This window comes from Xanthobacter luteus, from assembly GCF_040049235.1.
Taxonomy (GTDB): Bacteria; Pseudomonadota; Alphaproteobacteria; order Rhizobiales; family Xanthobacteraceae; genus Xanthobacter.
In genome coordinates this window covers 109,251-125,535 of sequence record NZ_JBDZDO010000004.1, presented here as the reverse complement: position 1 = coordinate 125,535, position 16,285 = coordinate 109,251, and the positions used below count along the sequence as shown (strand labels likewise).

Below are 16,285 nucleotides of genomic sequence, written 5' to 3'. Positions count from 1 at the left end.
CGGGCCGCCGCGCGCGCCCGTTCAGGCGGCGTCCGAGGCGGGCGTGGCGGTCAGCAAAGCGTGGATGACCTTCGGGTCGCGGGTGGCGCGGAGCTTTTCCACGATGTCGGGGTCGCGCAACATGCGCGCCACGCGCGCCAGGGCCTTCAGATGGTCCGCGCCCGCCGCCTCCGGCGCCAGCAGCAGGAACACGAGATCCACCGGCTGACCGTCCAGCGATTCGAAATCGATCGGCTTCTCGAGCCGCGCGAACAGCCCCACCAGCTTGTCGAGCTTGGCGAGCTTGCCGTGGGGGATGGCGATGCCATTGCCCACTCCGGTCGAGCCGAGGCGCTCGCGCTGGAGCAGGGTCTCGAAGATCTCGCGCGGATCGCGCTCGATCATCGTGCCCGCCTGCTGCGCCAGCTCCTGGAGCGCCTGCTTCTTGCTGCTCGCCCGCAGCATGGGAAAGACCGCGTCGGGAGCGATGAGATCGGCGAGGGGCATGGATCGGGTCCCTGCGGCGTGCGCGGTCTGGCTCGGAAAGGCGGCGGACGCTAGTCCCAAGCCGGGCCGATGGTCAATGGCTGGCGGAAGCCGTCCGGAAGCCCCTGGGGACGGGCGTTGCCATCTCCCCGAGGGACGCCCGATCCGGCGCTCTCATCGTCTCGGGCCCGGACAAAGCGACGGCCGGCCCCTGCGCCGGACCCGTCTGATCCACCAGCCCCCGCAAGGCGCCGCATCGCGGCGACGCCCGACCTCCGGCGTCCGCGGCGCCCCTTGCGGCGCCGCGGACACCCAAAACTCTCAGGCGGCCGGATCGATCCAGCCCACATGTCCGTCGGGGCGGCGATAGACGACGCTCACCCGGCCGTGGCTCGCATGGCGGAACACCACCACCGGCGCGCCCGTGATGTCGAGCTCCAGCACCGCGTCGGCGACCGACAGCGAGCGCAGCCGCGTCACCTGCTCGGCCACCACCGTGGGGCTCCAGCCATCGAGCGCCTCTTCCGTCTCGTTCTCCGGAACCGGGGCGAGAATGTAGCTCTGGGCCGCCTCGGAAGGGTTCGTCCCGTCACCGCCCGTGCCGGCGATGCCGGTGCCGCCGTGGCCGTGGCGATCCTTGACGCGCTGCCGGTAGCGGCGCAGGCGCTTCTCGATCTTCTCCACCGCCGCGTCGGCGGAGGCGTTGGCCTCCTGCTCGCTGCCATGGGCCTGCAGGTTCACGCCCGAATCGAGATGAAGCATGCACTCGGAGCGATAGCCCGAGCCTTCGCGCGCGACCGTGACGTGGCCGGACCAGCCACCGTCGAAATATTTCGCGACAACTTCGGAGAGCCGATCCGTCAGGCGTTGCCGGAGCGCTTCCCCGACATCGATGTTCTTTCCCGACACTCTAAGGGCCATGCGATTTGATCCCCTTTGAACGGGTGCCCGAAGGCGCCTGCTCTGCTTCTCAAAACCGGCCGGCCATACAAGTGGTAGGAGTGCTTTGCCGACGTGTCAATAAACCAGCGTCGGCGCGATGGTGCGGTGCATCGGCGGCGATCGGCCGTCAGCGCGAGAGGAACGGCAGCATGCGCGAGAGCACGCCGTCCTGCTTGACGACGCCGTGATAGAGCCCGGCGCCGATGTGCAGTGCCACCAGCGCCGCCATGAGGTAGCCACCCCACCCGTGCCAGGCGCCGAGCATCTCGGACAGGGCCTCGTCCTTGCCGATGAGCGTCGGCATGGTGAACAGGCCGAACACCGACACCGGGGCCCCGAACGTGGTGGCGGTGAGAAAGCCGAGGATCGGCATGACGATGATGAGCGCGTAGAGCGAATAGTGCACCAGCTCGGCCAGGCCCCACATCCATACCGGCATGTGGGCCGGCCGGCCGGGCACCGGATTGAGGGCGCGCGTCGCCACCCGGACGACGGCGAGCGCGAAGATCACGATGCCGATCGATTCGTGGTAGGCGAACAGCTGGTCCTGGAGCGCTCCCGGGCCGAGGCGCACCATCACCAGGCCCGCCGGGATGATCACCAGCACCAGGACCGCGACGATCCAGTGGATCCACCTAGCCGGCGGCGCGTAGACGCGGGGACGGGCGGGCCGAAGGGTCTCGTTCGCCATGGCTTTCCAACTCCGAGGGGGGCGGGCGCAATTGGCACTCGAACCAAACGTCCCCGTCGGGCAGGAGCTCGATGCGGGTGTCCGGCCGTAGCGCGCCGGACAGGCGCGCGATGGGGGCGAGCTCAAGCCCGCTGCGGCCCGAGCCGATGATGACGGGCGACACGAAAACGTGAACCACATCCAGGCAACCGGCCTCGATGAAGGCGGAGAGGGTACGCGCCCCGCCTTCCACCAGGATGCGGGCGAAGCCCAGCGCGCGCAAGGCCGCGATCACGCGCGCCGGCGCGAAGGCGCGGGCGCCGTCGAGATGCACCGTCTCGACCCCCGGCGCCACCGGCGCCGTCACGCCCGCGCTGCGCACCGACACGCGGCGCGCGCCGTCCGGCGCGAAGCAGCGCGCGCCGGGGTCGGCGCGTCCGGTCGGGTCGAGCACCACCCGGGCCGGGTTCGTGCCGCTCACCCGGCGCACCGTCAGCAGCGGGTCGTCGGCCACCACGGTCCCGACCCCCACCACGACCGCGTCGACGCTGGCGCGCAGCGCATGCAGCCGGTCGAGGGCGGACGCGCCGTTGATGTATTTGGATTCGCCGTGGACGGTCGCGATCCGTCCGTCGAGCGACTGACCGAGTTGGCCCATCACGATCGGCCCATCGCCATTGTGATGGGCCTCGGGGGTCGCCAGTTTCGGTTGAAAGTCATCCATGGGTGCCGGCCTGCCGTAGAGAGTACGCCATCGGGAACGCATCTCCGTGCAAAAGGTTACGCCTGAGCCGCGACATCAGATTGTCGGCGCGCGCGGGAGATGATGCATCTTGTGGCTCGCGGCACAGCATTGCCGCGGTCCCGCGAGAGGATGAGGTAGCCGAATGTCTTCTGCCGACCGTCTCGGCATTGGCCTTTCATCGACCACCGCCTTTGTCGAGCGCGCGCTCGGCGAACTGCGCTCCGGCCGGCCGGTGTTGCTGCAATCGCAGGACGAGGACGCGCTGGTGCTCGGCGCGGAGGCGTTCGACGCCGAGGCGGCGGACGCGTTCGCCTTCCTCGAAGCGTCCGGTCCCGCGCGGCTGGTGCTGCCGGCGCCCCGGCTGGTGCGGCTCGGCGCGCCGCGCGCCGCGGACGGGTCGCTCGCTTTGCCGGCGTTCGATGCCGCGCGGGTGGAGATGCTCGCCCTCGGCCTCGACGCGCGGCTCGACGCGCCGGTCTCCTGCGCGGGGCCGGCCGATCTCGCGGCGCTGGAGCTGCTGGCGCTGGCCCTGGTGCTGCCGGCGGCGGTGGTGCTCCCGGTGCTCCGCGCGGCGGTGCCCTGCGCGGTGGCGGTCCGGGCCGACGACGTGGTGCAGTTCCGCAGGGCCCAGGCGGCGAGCCTGCGCGTGGTCGGGCGCGCCAAGGTGCCGCTCGAAGGGGCGCAGGACTGCGAGTTCGTGGTGTTCCGCGGCGGCGAAGGCCTGCGCGACCAGGTGGCGGTGGTGGTCGGGCGCCCCGATCCGGCGCGCCCCGTGGCGGTGCGCCTGCACTCGGCGTGCCTCACCGGCGACCTGTTCGGCTCGCTCAAGTGCGATTGCGGCGACCAGCTGCGCGACACCGTCGTCCGCATGGCGGCCGAGGACGGCGGCATCCTGCTCTATCTCGACCAGGAGGGGCGCGGCAACGGCATCGCCAACAAGATGCGGGCCTACGACCTGCAGTCCCAGGGCTTCGACACCTATGACGCCGACGCCGCGCTGGGCTTCGGCCTCGACCAAAGGCGCTTCGAGTTCGCCGCCGAGATGTTGCGCCAGCTCGGCGTCTCGACCGTGCGCCTGCACACCAACAATCCGCTGAAGGTGGCGGCGCTGAAGGCGGCCGGCCTCGACGTGGTGGCGGAGCAGCGCGTGCTCGGCCGGCCGACGCTGGAGAACGTGCGCTATCTCGCCTCCAAGCGCGACCGCGCGGGCCATGCCATCGACTTCGAGCAGCTCGCCGCGCGCGCGCCCGACTGAGCCCGCGCCGCCCGCCGGCCCTTCACCGTGGCGCGGTCACCGCACCAAAGTCACTTGCATTCCTGCGCCACCCGGTCGAGCGCCTGGGAGACGCCGCTGAGCGAATATTTGTCGGTGGTCTCGTTGCCGCGCGAGGAGGTGCTGACCACCGTGACGTCGCGCCCCTTGCGCATCGCGTCGACGAGCTTGGCCTCGTCCGCCGCGTTGCGCACCCAGGCGCCCTGGTCCTGGGTGTAGAGCTCGAACTTGGTGGTGCCGACGGTGACCGTGACGGTGCTCTTCTCCTTGAGCGGGAAGCCGACGGTGATGCTCACCTCCTCCTTCACGTTCTGGCTCGGACGGGTGGAGACGAACAGGAAGGCGGGGTCGCGGTTGAGGCCCTCGGGCAGGCGGGCCTTCGGCTGGGTGATCGCGTAGCAGACCTTGGGGCCGCCGGTGGACGCATAGACCACCCAGTCGCCGTACTGGGCGACCGACTTGGATTGGGGCTGGCCTTGCGCCATGCTCGGCGTGATGGCGAGGCTGGCGAGGAAAACGCCGAGGAGCGTCGGATGGATACGACGAGGGGCCATGGCTTCTCCTTTTCGCTGATGCCGGGATCGGTATGGATGAAAGCTTTAGCGTCTGCGTGCCCCCCTAGCGACGGACACGGTCAAAAAAATGACCTGGACGCTGCGGGCCTGTTTAGACCATGCCGTCGCTCCGGCTCAATGCCGAACCTGCACACGATATTGTAGGTTGACGATTAAGGCACTGGTATTTCGCGTATTTTTTTGTTTTCCTAGGAAATGGGAACAGGACATCCGGCCGCCGCGACGGCTCACGAGGGCCGCCAGGGGCGCCTTGGCGCCCCCAGGAGATCCCGCCACGAGGGTTAACACCCGGTTTCGCGCACACCGCAAGGGCCGCCTGGCGCGGCCGGGAGGAACAATGAGAGCCGTATTGTGCACCCGCTTCGGTTCGCCGGAGAGCCTCGAGATGGCGGATCTGCCAGATCCCGTGCCGGGAGTGGGCGAGGTTGTCGTTGACGTTGCGGCAGTTGGGCTGAATTTCTTCGACACGCTGGCGATCAAGGACCTCTACCAGCTGAAGCCGCCGCTTCCGTTTTCGCCGGGGGCGGAGTTTTCCGGCCATGTGAGCGCGCTCGGCGACGAGACCGACGGCTTCGCCATCGGCGACCGGGTGTGCGGCTACGTCTCCTTCGGCGCGGCGCGGGAGAAGCTGGTGGTGGCGGCGGAGCGGCTCGCGCGGGTGCCGTCCGACTTCGACCTCGTGAAGGCCGCCGGGCTCCCGGTCACCTACGGCACCGCGCTCTACGCGCTGCGCGACCGGGGCGAGCTGAAGGCCGGCGAGACCCTGGCGGTGCTCGGCGCTTCGGGCGGGGTGGGGCTCGCGGCGGTGGAGATCGGCGCCATCTTCGGCGCCCGCACCATCGCCTGCGCCTCCTCGCCCGACAAGATCGCGTTCGCCCGCGCGCACGGCGCCGAAGCAGGCCTCGATTACACCACGCAGGACCTCAAGGGGGGCCTGAAGGCGTTCGCCGGGGGCGCCGGCATCGACGTGGTCTACGACCCGGTGGGCGGCGAGCTCGCCGAGCAGGCGCTGCGGGCGCTCGGCCCGCTCGGGCGCTTCCTGGTGATCGGCTTCGCCTCCGGCCAGATCCCGAAGATTCCGCTCAACCTGCTGCTGCTGAAGAATTGCGACGCGCGCGGCGTCGATTTCGGGGCCAAGGCGCGGGGCGCGCCCATCTGGTTGCGCGACGCCATCGCCGAACTCATGGCGTACGGGCGGCAGGGCCGCATCTCGGCCCATGTGGACGCCACCTTCCCGCTCGCCCAGTGCGCGGCGGCCCTGAGCGAGATCGCCGGCCGCCGCGTGAAGGGCAAGGTGGTGCTGACCACCGGGCGCTGAGGCGCTACTGCGCTTCGCGCAGCTCCGAGAGGGCGGCGCGGGCGGCGGCGTGGTGCTGCGGGCCGATATGGTCCGACAGCAGGCGAAGCGCACCCATCAGCACCGCCGCGTCGTCGCCGAAGCCGACCAGCGGCAGGAGATCCGGCGCCAGATCGAACGGCAGCACGAAATAAGCGAGGGCGCCGAGCAGCAGCGCGCGCACCCGCAAGGGCGTCGCCTTGTCGAAGGCGGCGTAATAAGCGGCGATGGCTTCCTCGGCGAAGGGGATATAGCTGGCGTTGCGCCTGAGCTTGCCCCAGAAATCCGAGCGCACCCGGCGCTCGTCGCGCGCCGCGCGGGCGCCGTCTGCGCCCGGAAGTGAGCTCCAATCCATCCGCGTTCCCCTGTCCTTTCCCGGCCGGCGAACCCTTGTCCGGCCTCGGAAGAACAGATGGGGGCCGATGCCGGGCGGTGCAAGGGAATGAAGGCGCCGCCTCAGGGCAGGGCTGGGGCCGGCAAGATCAGCGGGTAGACGGCTTCCACCACATAAGGACCCCCGCCGACGCTGTCTCGCGAGGAATACAGCACGAAGCGCGGCACGTGGAAGGTGGCGCTGCGATACGGGCCGCGCGAGGCGAGATAGTCCGCCACCTGCCGGGTGGAGGCGTCGCGCAGGCGCGCCAGCGTCACGTGGGGCTTGAAATTGCGGCCTTCCGCGCCGAGGCCCAGGCGCTGCATGAGCCGCTCGTGCTCGGCCTGCAGCTCGATCAAGGCCGGGCTGGTCCGCACCGAGGCGAACACCGCCCGCGGCTTGTGGCCGCCGAACTGGTCGACCCCGTCCAGGGTCAGGTCGAACGCCGGCCGGCGCACCTGGCCGAGCATCAGCATGATGTCGCGGCCGACCGCGTCGTCCACGTCGCCGACGAAGCGCAGGGTGACGTGGTAGTTTTCCGGATCGATCCAGCGGGCGCCGGAAATGCCGCCGCGCAGGCCCGAAAGCGACGTCCCGATCTCGCGCGGGATTTCGATGGCGGTAAACAGCCGCGGCATAATCGCCTCCGCGAACCCTTCCTCGAGCGTGCCGCGGGCCGCAGCGGCGTCCGGCGGCGCCGGTCCCTGGGCACCGGCCTGATAAGATCGGCCTAGTGAAGAGGATTCGCGGCGCCGAGGGAAGCGTCCCGGCGCCGCGTCCGCAGCGTCACTCCACCGGCACCAGGACGTCGATCTCCAGCGCCTCGGGCGCGGCGGTGGCGAGATCGGTGCGGTAGCGCTCGATGTAGAAGTCGCCGGCGGTCAGGTTCTTGGCGTCCAGATAGTTGAAGATCAGTTCGTAGGTGTTGTCCATGTCCGAGAAGGTGCCCACATGGCGGAACCGCAGCACCTTGCCAGCCTGGGAAGCGCCGAGCTTGATGGCGCCGGACGGCTTCTGGGTGGTGGCCCCGGAGAACGGGAACTGCACCTCGAACTCGAAGCCGCGGTCGTCGCTCGCGGTGTAGACCACCATCACCTCGCCCGCCCGGGTCAGGCCCAGTCGGGACAGCTCCGCCGCGCCCGCTTTGGCGGCGCCGACAAGGATGTCGTAGGCATCGTCCCAGCTCCCGGAGCCGGTCACGATCAGCACCGGCACCGATGCGAGCTCGATCTCCTCGGCCGCGAAAACGCCCCCGCTCGGGTTGACCGGAACGGTCTCGACGCCCTTGGGCGTCACCAGCGGCGGCGCCTTCAGGCCCTCGTCCGAGGGCGCCTGCCCCGAGGGCGCCCGGGGGGTGGCGGGCGGCGGTGCCGCCGGACCAAGCACGGCCTGCGCCCATGCCGGCGCGGCGCCGGGACCCGCGAGGGCGCAGACGACCGCCACCGCCAGAGCGGCGCGCCGGCGCGCCAGGCTGCGCCGCGGGGCACCGAGCCACATGTCATCCTCCATGGCCATACGGCGGCACGACGCGATCGCGCGGGCGATCGGTCCGGTGGTCGTCCGACCCCGTGCTCTTACATCATCTGCGCGCGCGGCTGAATCGCCAAGATGGCCGCCGCCGGGGCGGTTTTCCCGACGGCGGTTGCAGGGGCGGCGTCGGCCCACCGGCCTGCGGCCCGGCGCGGGCCTATACCGCCAGCGGGGCGGCGGCGAGCTTGCCGGCGAAGTCCCGCAGCACGTCGATCTGGTCCGGCAGCTCGGCCCAATAGCGCCGGTTGAGCTCCAGATTGACCACGGTGCCGGGCGGGAAGCGGCAGGTGTTGGCGATGCGATCCCAGTCGATGCCGCCCCAGCCGAGCGGCAGATGCAGGTCGCCCTCGCCCAAGGCGGCGCGCTCGGCCTCGTCGATGGCCCAGCTGGTGAGCGGCCGGCCGAAGCTGTCATGGACGTGCAGATGCTGGGCGAACGGCGCGAGCGCGGCGATCTCCTTCATGAAGTCGACGCGGGCGTCGTTACAGCGCAGCAGAGCGTGGCTGAAATCCAGCGTGGCGCGCACGTTGGGGTGGGCGATGGCGTCGAGCTCGGCGGCGAGGCGCCCGGGCAGCGCGGTCTCGCGCATGGGCTCGAAGCGGAACACGTTCTCGACGCACAGCGTGACGCCGGCCGAGCCGGCTTTGTCGCCCGCGGCGGCCAGCGCGTCGCGCTGGCGCACATAGGCCATCTCCACATCGTCGTCGCCGCGCACGCAGCCGGCATGGATCACGAGGTGCGCCGCCCCGATGGCGCCGGCGATGCCGATGGCCGCGTCGAGCACGGCCAGATGGCGCGGCAGGCGCTCCTTGGCGTCCATCAGGTTGATGGCGAGCGGGCCGTGGGCGGTGAAGGCGAAGGGCCGCGCGCGCGTCGCCGCCACGAGGCGGGCCAGACGGTCCTCGCGCACGGTCCCGCCCACCACCAGGGTCCAGGCGAACAGTGGCAGCTCGACGAAATCCACGCCGAGGCGCTCGGCCTCGTCGAGCTTGGCGTCGAGGTCCTCGAACTCGGGCGATGTGGCACGGATGGAATAGCCGATCCCGCGGATCGACGGCAAAGGCGCGCGAGCGTCCATCGCTTCAGCCTCCCTCGTGGGGCGGACCGGCCGTGCCCGGACACCGGGACGAGAAAGCACGCCGGCCCCGATCTGGTGATGACAGGGCGAACGGTCGTTGGGACCGTCATGGGGCGCGCCGCGACGGAAAGAAAGCGCGGAAAAAGCTACGAAGAAAACGCCGGTGAGAACTTCCCCAACGGAACTATGGTGATACCGTCTGGCGCGACGGCGCACCTTAACGCCTTCGGAGCGCCCTGGCACGCAACTTTTTTGCGCTGCAGCGAGTTTGGCGGCGGGGCGGGACGGCGGCCGCCCATGCGGCCATGCCCAAGCCCAACGAAGAGGGGCGTCCGCCAGAAGCGGGCGCCCCGATCGGGGCCGGCGACGCCTGTACCTGACAGCCGGCTCCCTGGAAAAGAGCAAGAGCGCGGCCAAGCCTCTGCCACAAGATGTGGAGGGTTCTCAGAGAAAATCATACTATATGCAGGGAATGTCCCAAGACGTCTCGCAATTCGCACTTGCGTTTTGCAAAATGCGAACGGTCGGGCTCACTGCGCGGCGGCACCGTTCGGCGGGCGTGCCGCGCCAAGCCAGGTCTCGATGAAGCGGTCGAGCCAGCGGTCCACCGCGCCGTCATAGCGCTCCCATCCCTGGAGGTGCGCTTCGCCGGCCTGGGCGCCGGGCAGAGCCAGACGGTGGGCGCCGCGCACGATCCACACCGACATCATCTCCCGCGTCACCTCGGGATGGAACTGGAGCCCGTAGGCGTTTTTGCCATAACGGAAGGCCTGGTTGGGAAAGGTCTGCCCGGTGGCGAGCAGCGCCGCGCCCTGGGGCAAATCGAAGCCTTCGGAATGCCAGTGGTAGACGTGGCTCGGCCAGTCCAGCAGCGCCTTGCCCGCGGCGGTGGGGGAAAGCGGGTAGTAGCCGATCTCGCACCTGCCTTCCTGGTGCGGGGAGACGCGGGCGCCGAGGGCGCGCGCCATGATCTGCGCGCCGAGGCAGATGCCGAGCAGCGGGCGCGCCTCCGCCAGCACGCGGGCGGAGAAGTCGGTCTCCTCCCGGATGAAGCCGTGGGTGTCGTTGGCGCTCATGGGCCCGCCGAAGATCACCACGCCCGCATAGCCGGAGAGGTCGGCGGGCAGCGGGTCCCCGAGGGCGGGGCGCCGCACGTCGAGGCCGTGGCCGCGCAGCGCGAGGCGCTGGCCGATGCGGCCCGGCGTCGAATGGGCCTGATGGACGATGACGAGGATCGTGCCGGCTGCCCCGCCGCAGGCGCAAGGGTCCGCGCCGGAGGGCGGGTTCTGCTCGGATGGCACGTGCGGAAGCCTAGTCCTGTTGCTCACCGTCCCCTTCCGTCTCGTCGCGGACCTCGCGCCGGATGCGGGTGCGCTCGCGCGAGCCAACGTTCAGCAGCTCCGCGGCGCGCCAGACGAGATTGTCCTCGAACTCGCTGAGGCCGCCGTCGGCATAGGCCACCTCGAACATCATCTCCACCACGCGGCGGCGGCCCTCGTCGTCGAGCGCGCGGTTGAGCACGCTGGTGAAGGCATAAAGATCGACCGCTTCGGCGTCCTTGGCAATGGCCAAGTCGAGCAGCGCCGCGGTCTCCTCGGCGGAGAGGTCGAAGCGGCTGGCGAGGATGTCCTTGAGCAGCGCCTGCTCGTCCGCGGTGACCGCGCCGTCGATGGACATCACGTGGACCAGCAGCGCCGCCGCCGCAAGGCGGTAGTCGCCGTCCTCGAAGGCCTCGACCTCGCGCTGTCCGCCCGTGATCTCGGTGATGAAGTCTGAGAGTGCGCGGAACATGGGGCGGGTGGGTCCTGCTCTGGAACCGGGTTCAGGGGGTACCGATTTATCTGGGTTGGCGCTGCCGCGGCTGCAAGGCCGGAACCCCGGCTTCGGCCGTCGCGGCGGTCCTGGACGGTGGGTGTTGCCACGGTCGGCAACGGCGCGCAAGCCCGTGCCCTGTCTCCGGAGCGCCGCCGCGCGGCGGACTTTTCCTGGAACCTGTTCGCCTTGTCCACGTTTGAACAGATGAGAGCGGACGACAGGACACAATTTCGACACCAGGTGCCAGATCTGCCGCGCTGGATGGTTTCAAGATGGGACCTTTCAGCTTGGCGGAAGTGGGACACTTTTGCTCCGGTGAACTCCCATAAGCCCCCTGATGCGAAATCAAGTGGAGGATGACATGAGGAAGATGACAATTCTGGCGGCGACCGCGGCATCTCTTCTTGCTTCGGCGGCGATCGCCCAGCAGACGGCGCCGGGCGCCGGCCCCGCCAGCCCGACGACCACCCCCACGCCCTCGGCCACCGCGCCGGCCACCACCGCACCCACCATGAGGTTCATCGACATGCAGAGCTCCGACCAGTGGCTCGCGAGCGACCTTATCGGCATGAGCGTGCGCGGCTCGGCGAACGAATCGCTCGGCGAGATCAATGACGTGGTGGTCGCCCGCGATGGCCGGGTGATCGGCGCCGTCATCGGCGTCGGCGGCTTCCTCGGCATCGGCGAGAAGGACGTCGCGGTGCCGTTCCAGCAGGTGGAGATGGTGCGCAACTCGGACAACGACGCCCATGCGGTCGTTCGCCGGACCAAGGACGAGCTGAAGGCGGCTCCGACCTTCAAGGAGTATGAGGCTTCGAAGTCGGACGCGGCCGCGCGTACGCCGGCGCAGCCCGCCACCACCCGCTGACGCGAGACCGGGACGGGCGTCATGCCCGTCCCTCCCGCCCCGCGCTCCGGCCCTTCCAGCCTTGACCTTTTCCGATCAGATGCCCCCCGCCGCACGCGAGCCGGCGCCTGCGCCGTTGCGTGGGCCGGCCTTGAAAATCGCTCCCGTTCAAGTCCATGGTGCCCCGGTCACGGAAATGGGAACGGGAATGGATGCGCCAGATTGGGGGCCGGTCGCGCCGTTCATGCGGTTCCTGGCGCAGCCCCGCAGCCTTGCCTGGCGGCTCGCCTTCGCCATCGCGGTGATCGGCGCGGCGTTCGCGCTCAGGTCGGTTTCCGCCTTCGCCTTGCGCGACTACACGCCCTTCGTCCTGCAGATTCCGGCCGTGCTCCTGGTCGCCCTTGTGGGCGGACTGCGGGTCGGCCTGTTCGGCCTCGTCCTCGCCCTCGCCGCCAACGCGACCTTCGTGCCGCGCGAGGTTTGGGCCGGACCCGATGCCGCCGGCGCGGCGATCTCGCTCGCTTCCTTCGCCCTCAACGGGCTGGTGTGCTGCCTCATCGCCGCGCTGCTGCGGGCGAGCATCGGCCGGCTGGAGGCGGCGCGGGTTTCGCTCGGCGACGCGGCGCGCGCGCAGGAGAGCACGCTGGCGACGCTGGAATCGCTGCTCTCCAACGCCCCGCTCGGCTTCGCCTTCTTCGATCGCGCCGGGCGCTTCGTCCAGATCAACGACGCCCTCGCGCGCATGGCCGGCATCCCGCGCGAGGAGCATCTGGGCCGCACGGTGGCGGAACTGATGCCCGACTTCGACGACCGCAGCGCCCCCCTGATCGAGCGGGTGTTCCGCACCGGCGAGGTAATCCAGGAGGTGGAGCTTGACGGCGTGACGCCGGCCATGCCCGGCGTGCGGCGCCATTGGCTCGTCAGCTTCTACCCCGTGAAGGACGCGGCCGGCGACACCCGCTTCGTCGGCACCACGGTGGTCGAGATTACGGAGATCAAGAAGACCGAGCGGCGGCTCGCCGAGAGCGAACGGCGCTATCGCCTGCTGGCCGAGGCCCTGCCCAAGATGGTGTGGACCGCCGACCCGGCCGGCCGGGGCGACTACTACAACCATCGCTGGCAGGAATATACCGGCGTCGCCGAGCGGTGCGGGGGCGTCGCCGAGTGGTATACCTTCCTGCATCCCGACGAGGATGCGGAACTGCAGCGCGCCTGGGCGGCCTCGATCGCCAGCGGCGAGCCGTTCAACCGCGAATGCCGCTTCCGCGCGGCGGACGGCTCCTACCATTGGTTCCTGTGCCGCGCGGTGCCGGTGCGCGACGAGGACGGGCGCATCGACCGCTGGTACGGCAGTTGCACCGACATCGGCGAGATCGTCGCCGCGCGCGAGGCGCTCGCGCGGTCCCACGAAGAGCTGGAGCGCCTGGTGACGCGGCGCACCGCCGAACTCGCCGACGCCAATGAGCGGCTGCGGCTGGAGATGAAGGAGCGGCTCGCCGCCGAGGCCCAGCTGCGCCAGGCGCAGAAGATGGAGGCGGTCGGCCAGCTCACCGGCGGCATCGCCCACGATTTCAACAACCTGCTCACGGTCATCGTCGGCAACCTGGAGGCCGCCGAGCGGCGCATCGGCGCCGACAATGCGCAGGCGCGCACCTTCCTGGACAATTGCCGCCAGGGCGCCATGCGCGCCGCCACCCTCACCCAGCGCCTGCTCGCCTTCTCGCGCCGCCAGCCGCTCGATCCCAAGCCGACCGACGTGAACCGCCTGGTGGTGGGCATGTCGCAGATGCTGCGCAGCGCGCTCGGCGAGCGCGTGACCTTGGAGACGGTGCTGTCGGGCGGGCTGTGGCCGACCGAGATCGACCGCAACCAGCTGGAGAATGGCATACTCAACCTCGCGGTGAACGCGCGCGACGCGATGCCGGACGGCGGCAAGCTGACCATCGAGACCGCCAACGCCTATCTCGATGACGCCTACGCCGAGGCCCACGACGCGGCGGCGGGACAATATGTGGCGATCTGCGTCAGCGACACCGGAACCGGCATGAGCGAGGCGGTGATGGCCCGGGTGTTCGAGCCGTTCTTCTCCACCAAGGGCCCGCGCGACGGCACCGGGCTCGGCCTCAGCCAGGTGTATGGCTTCGTCAAGCAGTCCGGCGGCCACGTGAAGATCTACAGCGAGGTCGGGGAGGGCACCACGGTCAAGCTCTATCTGCCCCGCCTCGAGCGGCCGGTGGACGAGACCGAGCACGCCGAGCGCCCGGCCGTCGCCGGCATCCGCACGGCCCGTGTCCTGGTGGTGGAGGACGATCCCCAGGCCCGCAGCCTCGCTGTCGCGGTCCTGCGGGAGGCGGGCCACGACGTGACGGAGGCGGAGACCGCCACGGCGGCGCTCGAGCTGCTGGGGGCGCGTGACCCGGCGCAGCGGCCCGAGGTCTTGTTCACCGACATTCGGCTTGGCGCGGGCATCGACGGCCCGGCCCTGGCCGAGCGCGCGCGGACCCTGGCGCCGCAAATTCGAGTGCTCTTCACCACCGGTTATGCGAGAAATGCGGTGCTGCGCCAGGGGCGCCTGGAGCGGGGGGTCAACCTGCTCACCAAGCCCTACACGCAGACGGAGCTGGTACGGAAGGTGACGAGCATCCTGGAGCAGACCACCGATCGGAAGGGCGCGGCGCTCCTGGTCGAGGACGAGCCCTACGTCGCCATGGTGGCGCAGCAGATCCTCGAGGACCACGGCTTCGAGGTGACGGTCGCCTCGCACGGTGCCGCGGCGCTCAGCCACGCCCGCGCCGCCCTCGACATGCCCGAGCGCGGGGCCTTCCGGCTGGCGGTGGTGGACCTCGGCCTGCCCGACATGCGCGGCGACGAGGTGGTGCGGGCGCTGCGCGCGCTGGTCCCGGACCTGGCCATCATGATCGCCACCGGCTACGGCACCGACGATCTGCAGGCCGAGTTCGGCGGGGTGGAGGGCGTGGCGCTGGTCGGCAAGCCCTATGACGGGGCAACCCTGCGCGCCGCCTTGCGCGGGCTCGGCTTCAACATTTCCGACTGAGGGGCGCGAGCGGCCTCACCGGAGGGCTTATGGGGGGAGGGGTGCCTCCGGAGCAGCCGCTCGCGAAGGCTCAACGCGCGCCGCGGCGCCGGGTTCCCGCGGCACGGCTTCCGCGCTGCGCGGATCCTGCCGCCGCTCCCGAGGGGACCGGCGACAGGATGGCCGAAGCGAAGGCCGCGGCGAATCAGCGCCGCAGCAGGACCTGCCCCAGCACCAGCCCGAGGCAGGCGGCGACGGCGCACGCGGTCAGGGGCTGGTCGCGGATGGTGCAGCGCAGCTGGAGGTACTGGTCCTCCGCCCAGTCGGACACCTCGCCCGCCGCCGCCTCGGCGCCGCCGGCCGCGTCCTTGGCACTGCGCTTCGCGGTCTTGCCGATGGTTTCGGCGAGGCGCGCGAAGTCCTGCTTCAGCGCATCGAGATCCTTGCGGATGTCCTCGATGGAGGGGTCGGCATTGAGGGTCATGGGCTTGTCGGCCATCGGCGCATCTCCGAATTCTTGTTTGCAACCTCAGGGAACGGCCACCCCTTTCGGGGCGCGCCGGCGCGGCACATTCCGCAGAAACCTAGAGCGCGGTCCGAGCAAAATGACTCAATTCGCGCGGTGAATCGCCTCTCATTTCGCGAATTAGGACGCGGCGGCCCGGGGTGCGGAAGCGCCCCGCGCGGCACTTTGCCTGCCGCGTCCGCCTGATCAACGCGCGAGAGCGCCTTCGTGATCCCTGCCGGCGTGCCGTTCCCGAAGGGAATGCCGCCGGGCCTCACGCCGCCGTGGGTTCGCTGCGGGCCTCGTGGAAGAACAGCGCCTGCGCCACCGTCGCCTTCACGGTCTCGCTCAGGAACGGCTTGGTGATGAGGTAGGTGGGCTCCGGCCGCTCGCCGGTCAAAAGGCGGTCCGGGAAGGCGGTGATGAAGATCACCGGCACGTTGAAGTGGGTGAGGATGTCGGTGACGGCGTCGATGCCCGAGGAGCCGTCGGCGAGCTGGATGTCCGCCAAGACCAGGCCGAAATCCCCGCCCCGGGCGAGCTCCACCGCCTTCTTGTGGGTGGGGGCGACGCCGATCACCTCGTGCCCCATCTCCGAGACCAGGGTCTTGAGGTCGAGCGCGATCACCCATTCGTCTTCGATGATGAGCACGCGCGTCGCGATCTGGCGGTCGATCTCCCGCTGCGCGGCGACCACCTGGGCCTCCACGTCGTCGACGGAGGTGGCGAGGATCGAGGCCACCTCCGCATAGGAGAAGCCCTCCATCGCGGTCAGCAGCAGCGCCACGCGCGCGCCCACGCCGAGCGCCTGGAGGCGCTCGTCGGCGCGCGAGGCGGCATCGCCGCCGGCGCCGGCGCGGCGCGTCCACACGCCGTGGAACGCCCGGTAGAGGGCGACCCGCGGCGAAACGCCGGGATCGATGCCGATCTTGCCGTCGAGGATGGCCTGGAGCGTCTCCTGCACCAGAAGATCGCCCGCCTTCTGGCTCCCGGAAAGGGCGCGCGCGTAGCGGCGCAGGAACGGCAGCTGCTTGACGATCGACTGATGGGGCATGCGCAATTTCCTCGCTTGCGGCGGGGCTGAGGTCCGACCGCGT

18 protein-coding genes are annotated in these 16,285 nt (G+C 70.3%); 4 read left to right on the top strand and 14 right to left on the bottom strand.

The window, feature by feature from the left end; all coding sequences use genetic code 11:
- Positions 1–21: 21 nt before the first annotated feature.
- From ptsN to ABLE88_RS13990, 4 genes are all read right to left on the bottom strand, one after another.
- The gene (gene ptsN, locus ABLE88_RS14005; RefSeq protein ID WP_348832306.1) at positions 22–486 is read right to left on the bottom strand and encodes a PTS IIA-like nitrogen regulatory protein PtsN; all 465 of its coding nucleotides are present in this window, start codon (positions 484–486) and stop codon (positions 22–24) included.
- A 300-nt stretch (positions 487–786) separates the two neighbouring features.
- Positions 787–1,386: a ribosome hibernation-promoting factor, HPF/YfiA family gene (hpf, locus tag ABLE88_RS14000; protein WP_348832305.1), complete on the bottom strand. Its 600-nt coding sequence runs from the start codon at positions 1,384–1,386 to the stop codon at positions 787–789.
- A 148-nt stretch (positions 1,387–1,534) separates the two neighbouring features.
- The gene (locus ABLE88_RS13995) at positions 1,535–2,098 is read right to left on the bottom strand and encodes a cytochrome b (protein ID WP_348832304.1); all 564 of its coding nucleotides are present in this window, start codon (positions 2,096–2,098) and stop codon (positions 1,535–1,537) included.
- Entirely contained in the window at positions 2,043–2,801 is a 759-nt protein-coding gene (locus ABLE88_RS13990; RefSeq protein ID WP_348832303.1) for a RibD family protein, read from the bottom strand. Before ABLE88_RS13990 ends, ABLE88_RS13995 begins: the two co-directional genes overlap by 56 nt.
- Positions 2,802–2,964: 163 nt before the next feature.
- Here ABLE88_RS13990 and ribA point away from each other — a divergent pair, with 163 nt between their 5' ends.
- The gene (gene ribA, locus ABLE88_RS13985) at positions 2,965–4,077 is read left to right on the top strand and encodes a GTP cyclohydrolase II RibA (protein WP_348832302.1); all 1,113 of its coding nucleotides are present in this window, start codon (positions 2,965–2,967) and stop codon (positions 4,075–4,077) included.
- 50 nt (positions 4,078–4,127) lie between these two features.
- Here ribA and ABLE88_RS13980 read toward each other — a convergent pair whose 3' ends face one another.
- Positions 4,128–4,649 (bottom strand): invasion associated locus B family protein, encoded by a 522-nt coding sequence (locus ABLE88_RS13980; protein WP_348832301.1) that lies wholly within the window; start codon positions 4,647–4,649, stop codon positions 4,128–4,130.
- A gap of 358 nt (positions 4,650–5,007) precedes the next feature.
- Here ABLE88_RS13980 and ABLE88_RS13975 point away from each other — a divergent pair, with 358 nt between their 5' ends.
- Positions 5,008–5,988 (top strand): NADPH:quinone oxidoreductase family protein, encoded by a 981-nt coding sequence (locus tag ABLE88_RS13975; RefSeq protein ID WP_348832300.1) that lies wholly within the window; start codon positions 5,008–5,010, stop codon positions 5,986–5,988.
- 4 nt (positions 5,989–5,992) lie between these two features.
- On the opposite strand, the gene ABLE88_RS13970 is transcribed toward ABLE88_RS13975, so the two are convergent.
- The 7 genes from ABLE88_RS13970 to ABLE88_RS13940 form a co-directional block, all read right to left on the bottom strand.
- A complete protein-coding gene (locus ABLE88_RS13970; RefSeq protein WP_348832299.1) occupies positions 5,993–6,361 on the bottom strand; it encodes a YkvA family protein in 369 nt (122 codons plus the stop codon).
- A 101-nt stretch (positions 6,362–6,462) separates the two neighbouring features.
- Positions 6,463–7,017: an RNA 2',3'-cyclic phosphodiesterase gene (thpR, locus tag ABLE88_RS13965; protein ID WP_348832298.1), complete on the bottom strand. Its 555-nt coding sequence runs from the start codon at positions 7,015–7,017 to the stop codon at positions 6,463–6,465.
- Positions 7,018–7,165: 148 nt separating this feature from the next.
- Positions 7,166–7,876, bottom strand: a complete 711-nt coding sequence (locus ABLE88_RS13960; RefSeq protein WP_348832297.1) for a GyrI-like domain-containing protein — start codon at positions 7,874–7,876, stop codon at positions 7,166–7,168.
- Between the two features lie 190 nt (positions 7,877–8,066).
- Positions 8,067–8,987: a sugar phosphate isomerase/epimerase family protein gene (locus ABLE88_RS13955; protein WP_348832296.1), complete on the bottom strand. Its 921-nt coding sequence runs from the start codon at positions 8,985–8,987 to the stop codon at positions 8,067–8,069.
- A gap of 530 nt (positions 8,988–9,517) precedes the next feature.
- A complete protein-coding gene (locus ABLE88_RS13950) occupies positions 9,518–10,288 on the bottom strand; it encodes a glutamine amidotransferase (protein ID WP_510182900.1) in 771 nt (256 codons plus the stop codon).
- Positions 10,289–10,298: 10 nt separating this feature from the next.
- The gene (locus tag ABLE88_RS13945; protein WP_348832295.1) at positions 10,299–10,778 is read right to left on the bottom strand and encodes a tellurite resistance TerB family protein; all 480 of its coding nucleotides are present in this window, start codon (positions 10,776–10,778) and stop codon (positions 10,299–10,301) included.
- 369 nt (positions 10,779–11,147) lie between these two features.
- Positions 11,148–11,330, bottom strand: a complete 183-nt coding sequence (locus tag ABLE88_RS13940) for a hypothetical protein (protein WP_348832294.1) — start codon at positions 11,328–11,330, stop codon at positions 11,148–11,150.
- On the opposite strand from ABLE88_RS13940, the gene ABLE88_RS13935 reads away from it, so the two are divergent.
- Complete coding sequence (locus ABLE88_RS13935; protein ID WP_348832293.1) at positions 11,329–11,670, top strand: PRC-barrel domain-containing protein; 342 nt, start codon at positions 11,329–11,331, stop codon at positions 11,668–11,670. The genes ABLE88_RS13940 and ABLE88_RS13935 overlap by 2 nt on opposite strands.
- A gap of 187 nt (positions 11,671–11,857) precedes the next feature.
- Complete coding sequence (locus ABLE88_RS13930; protein WP_348832292.1) at positions 11,858–14,704, top strand: response regulator; 2,847 nt, start codon at positions 11,858–11,860, stop codon at positions 14,702–14,704.
- Between the two features lie 184 nt (positions 14,705–14,888).
- Here ABLE88_RS13930 and ABLE88_RS13925 read toward each other — a convergent pair whose 3' ends face one another.
- Both ABLE88_RS13925 and ABLE88_RS13920 read right to left on the bottom strand, forming a co-directional pair.
- Complete coding sequence (locus tag ABLE88_RS13925; RefSeq protein WP_348832291.1) at positions 14,889–15,182, bottom strand: hypothetical protein; 294 nt, start codon at positions 15,180–15,182, stop codon at positions 14,889–14,891.
- Positions 15,183–15,462: 280 nt separating this feature from the next.
- The gene (locus ABLE88_RS13920; RefSeq protein WP_348832290.1) at positions 15,463–16,242 is read right to left on the bottom strand and encodes a response regulator; all 780 of its coding nucleotides are present in this window, start codon (positions 16,240–16,242) and stop codon (positions 15,463–15,465) included.
- Between the last annotated feature and the right edge of the window lie 43 nt (positions 16,243–16,285).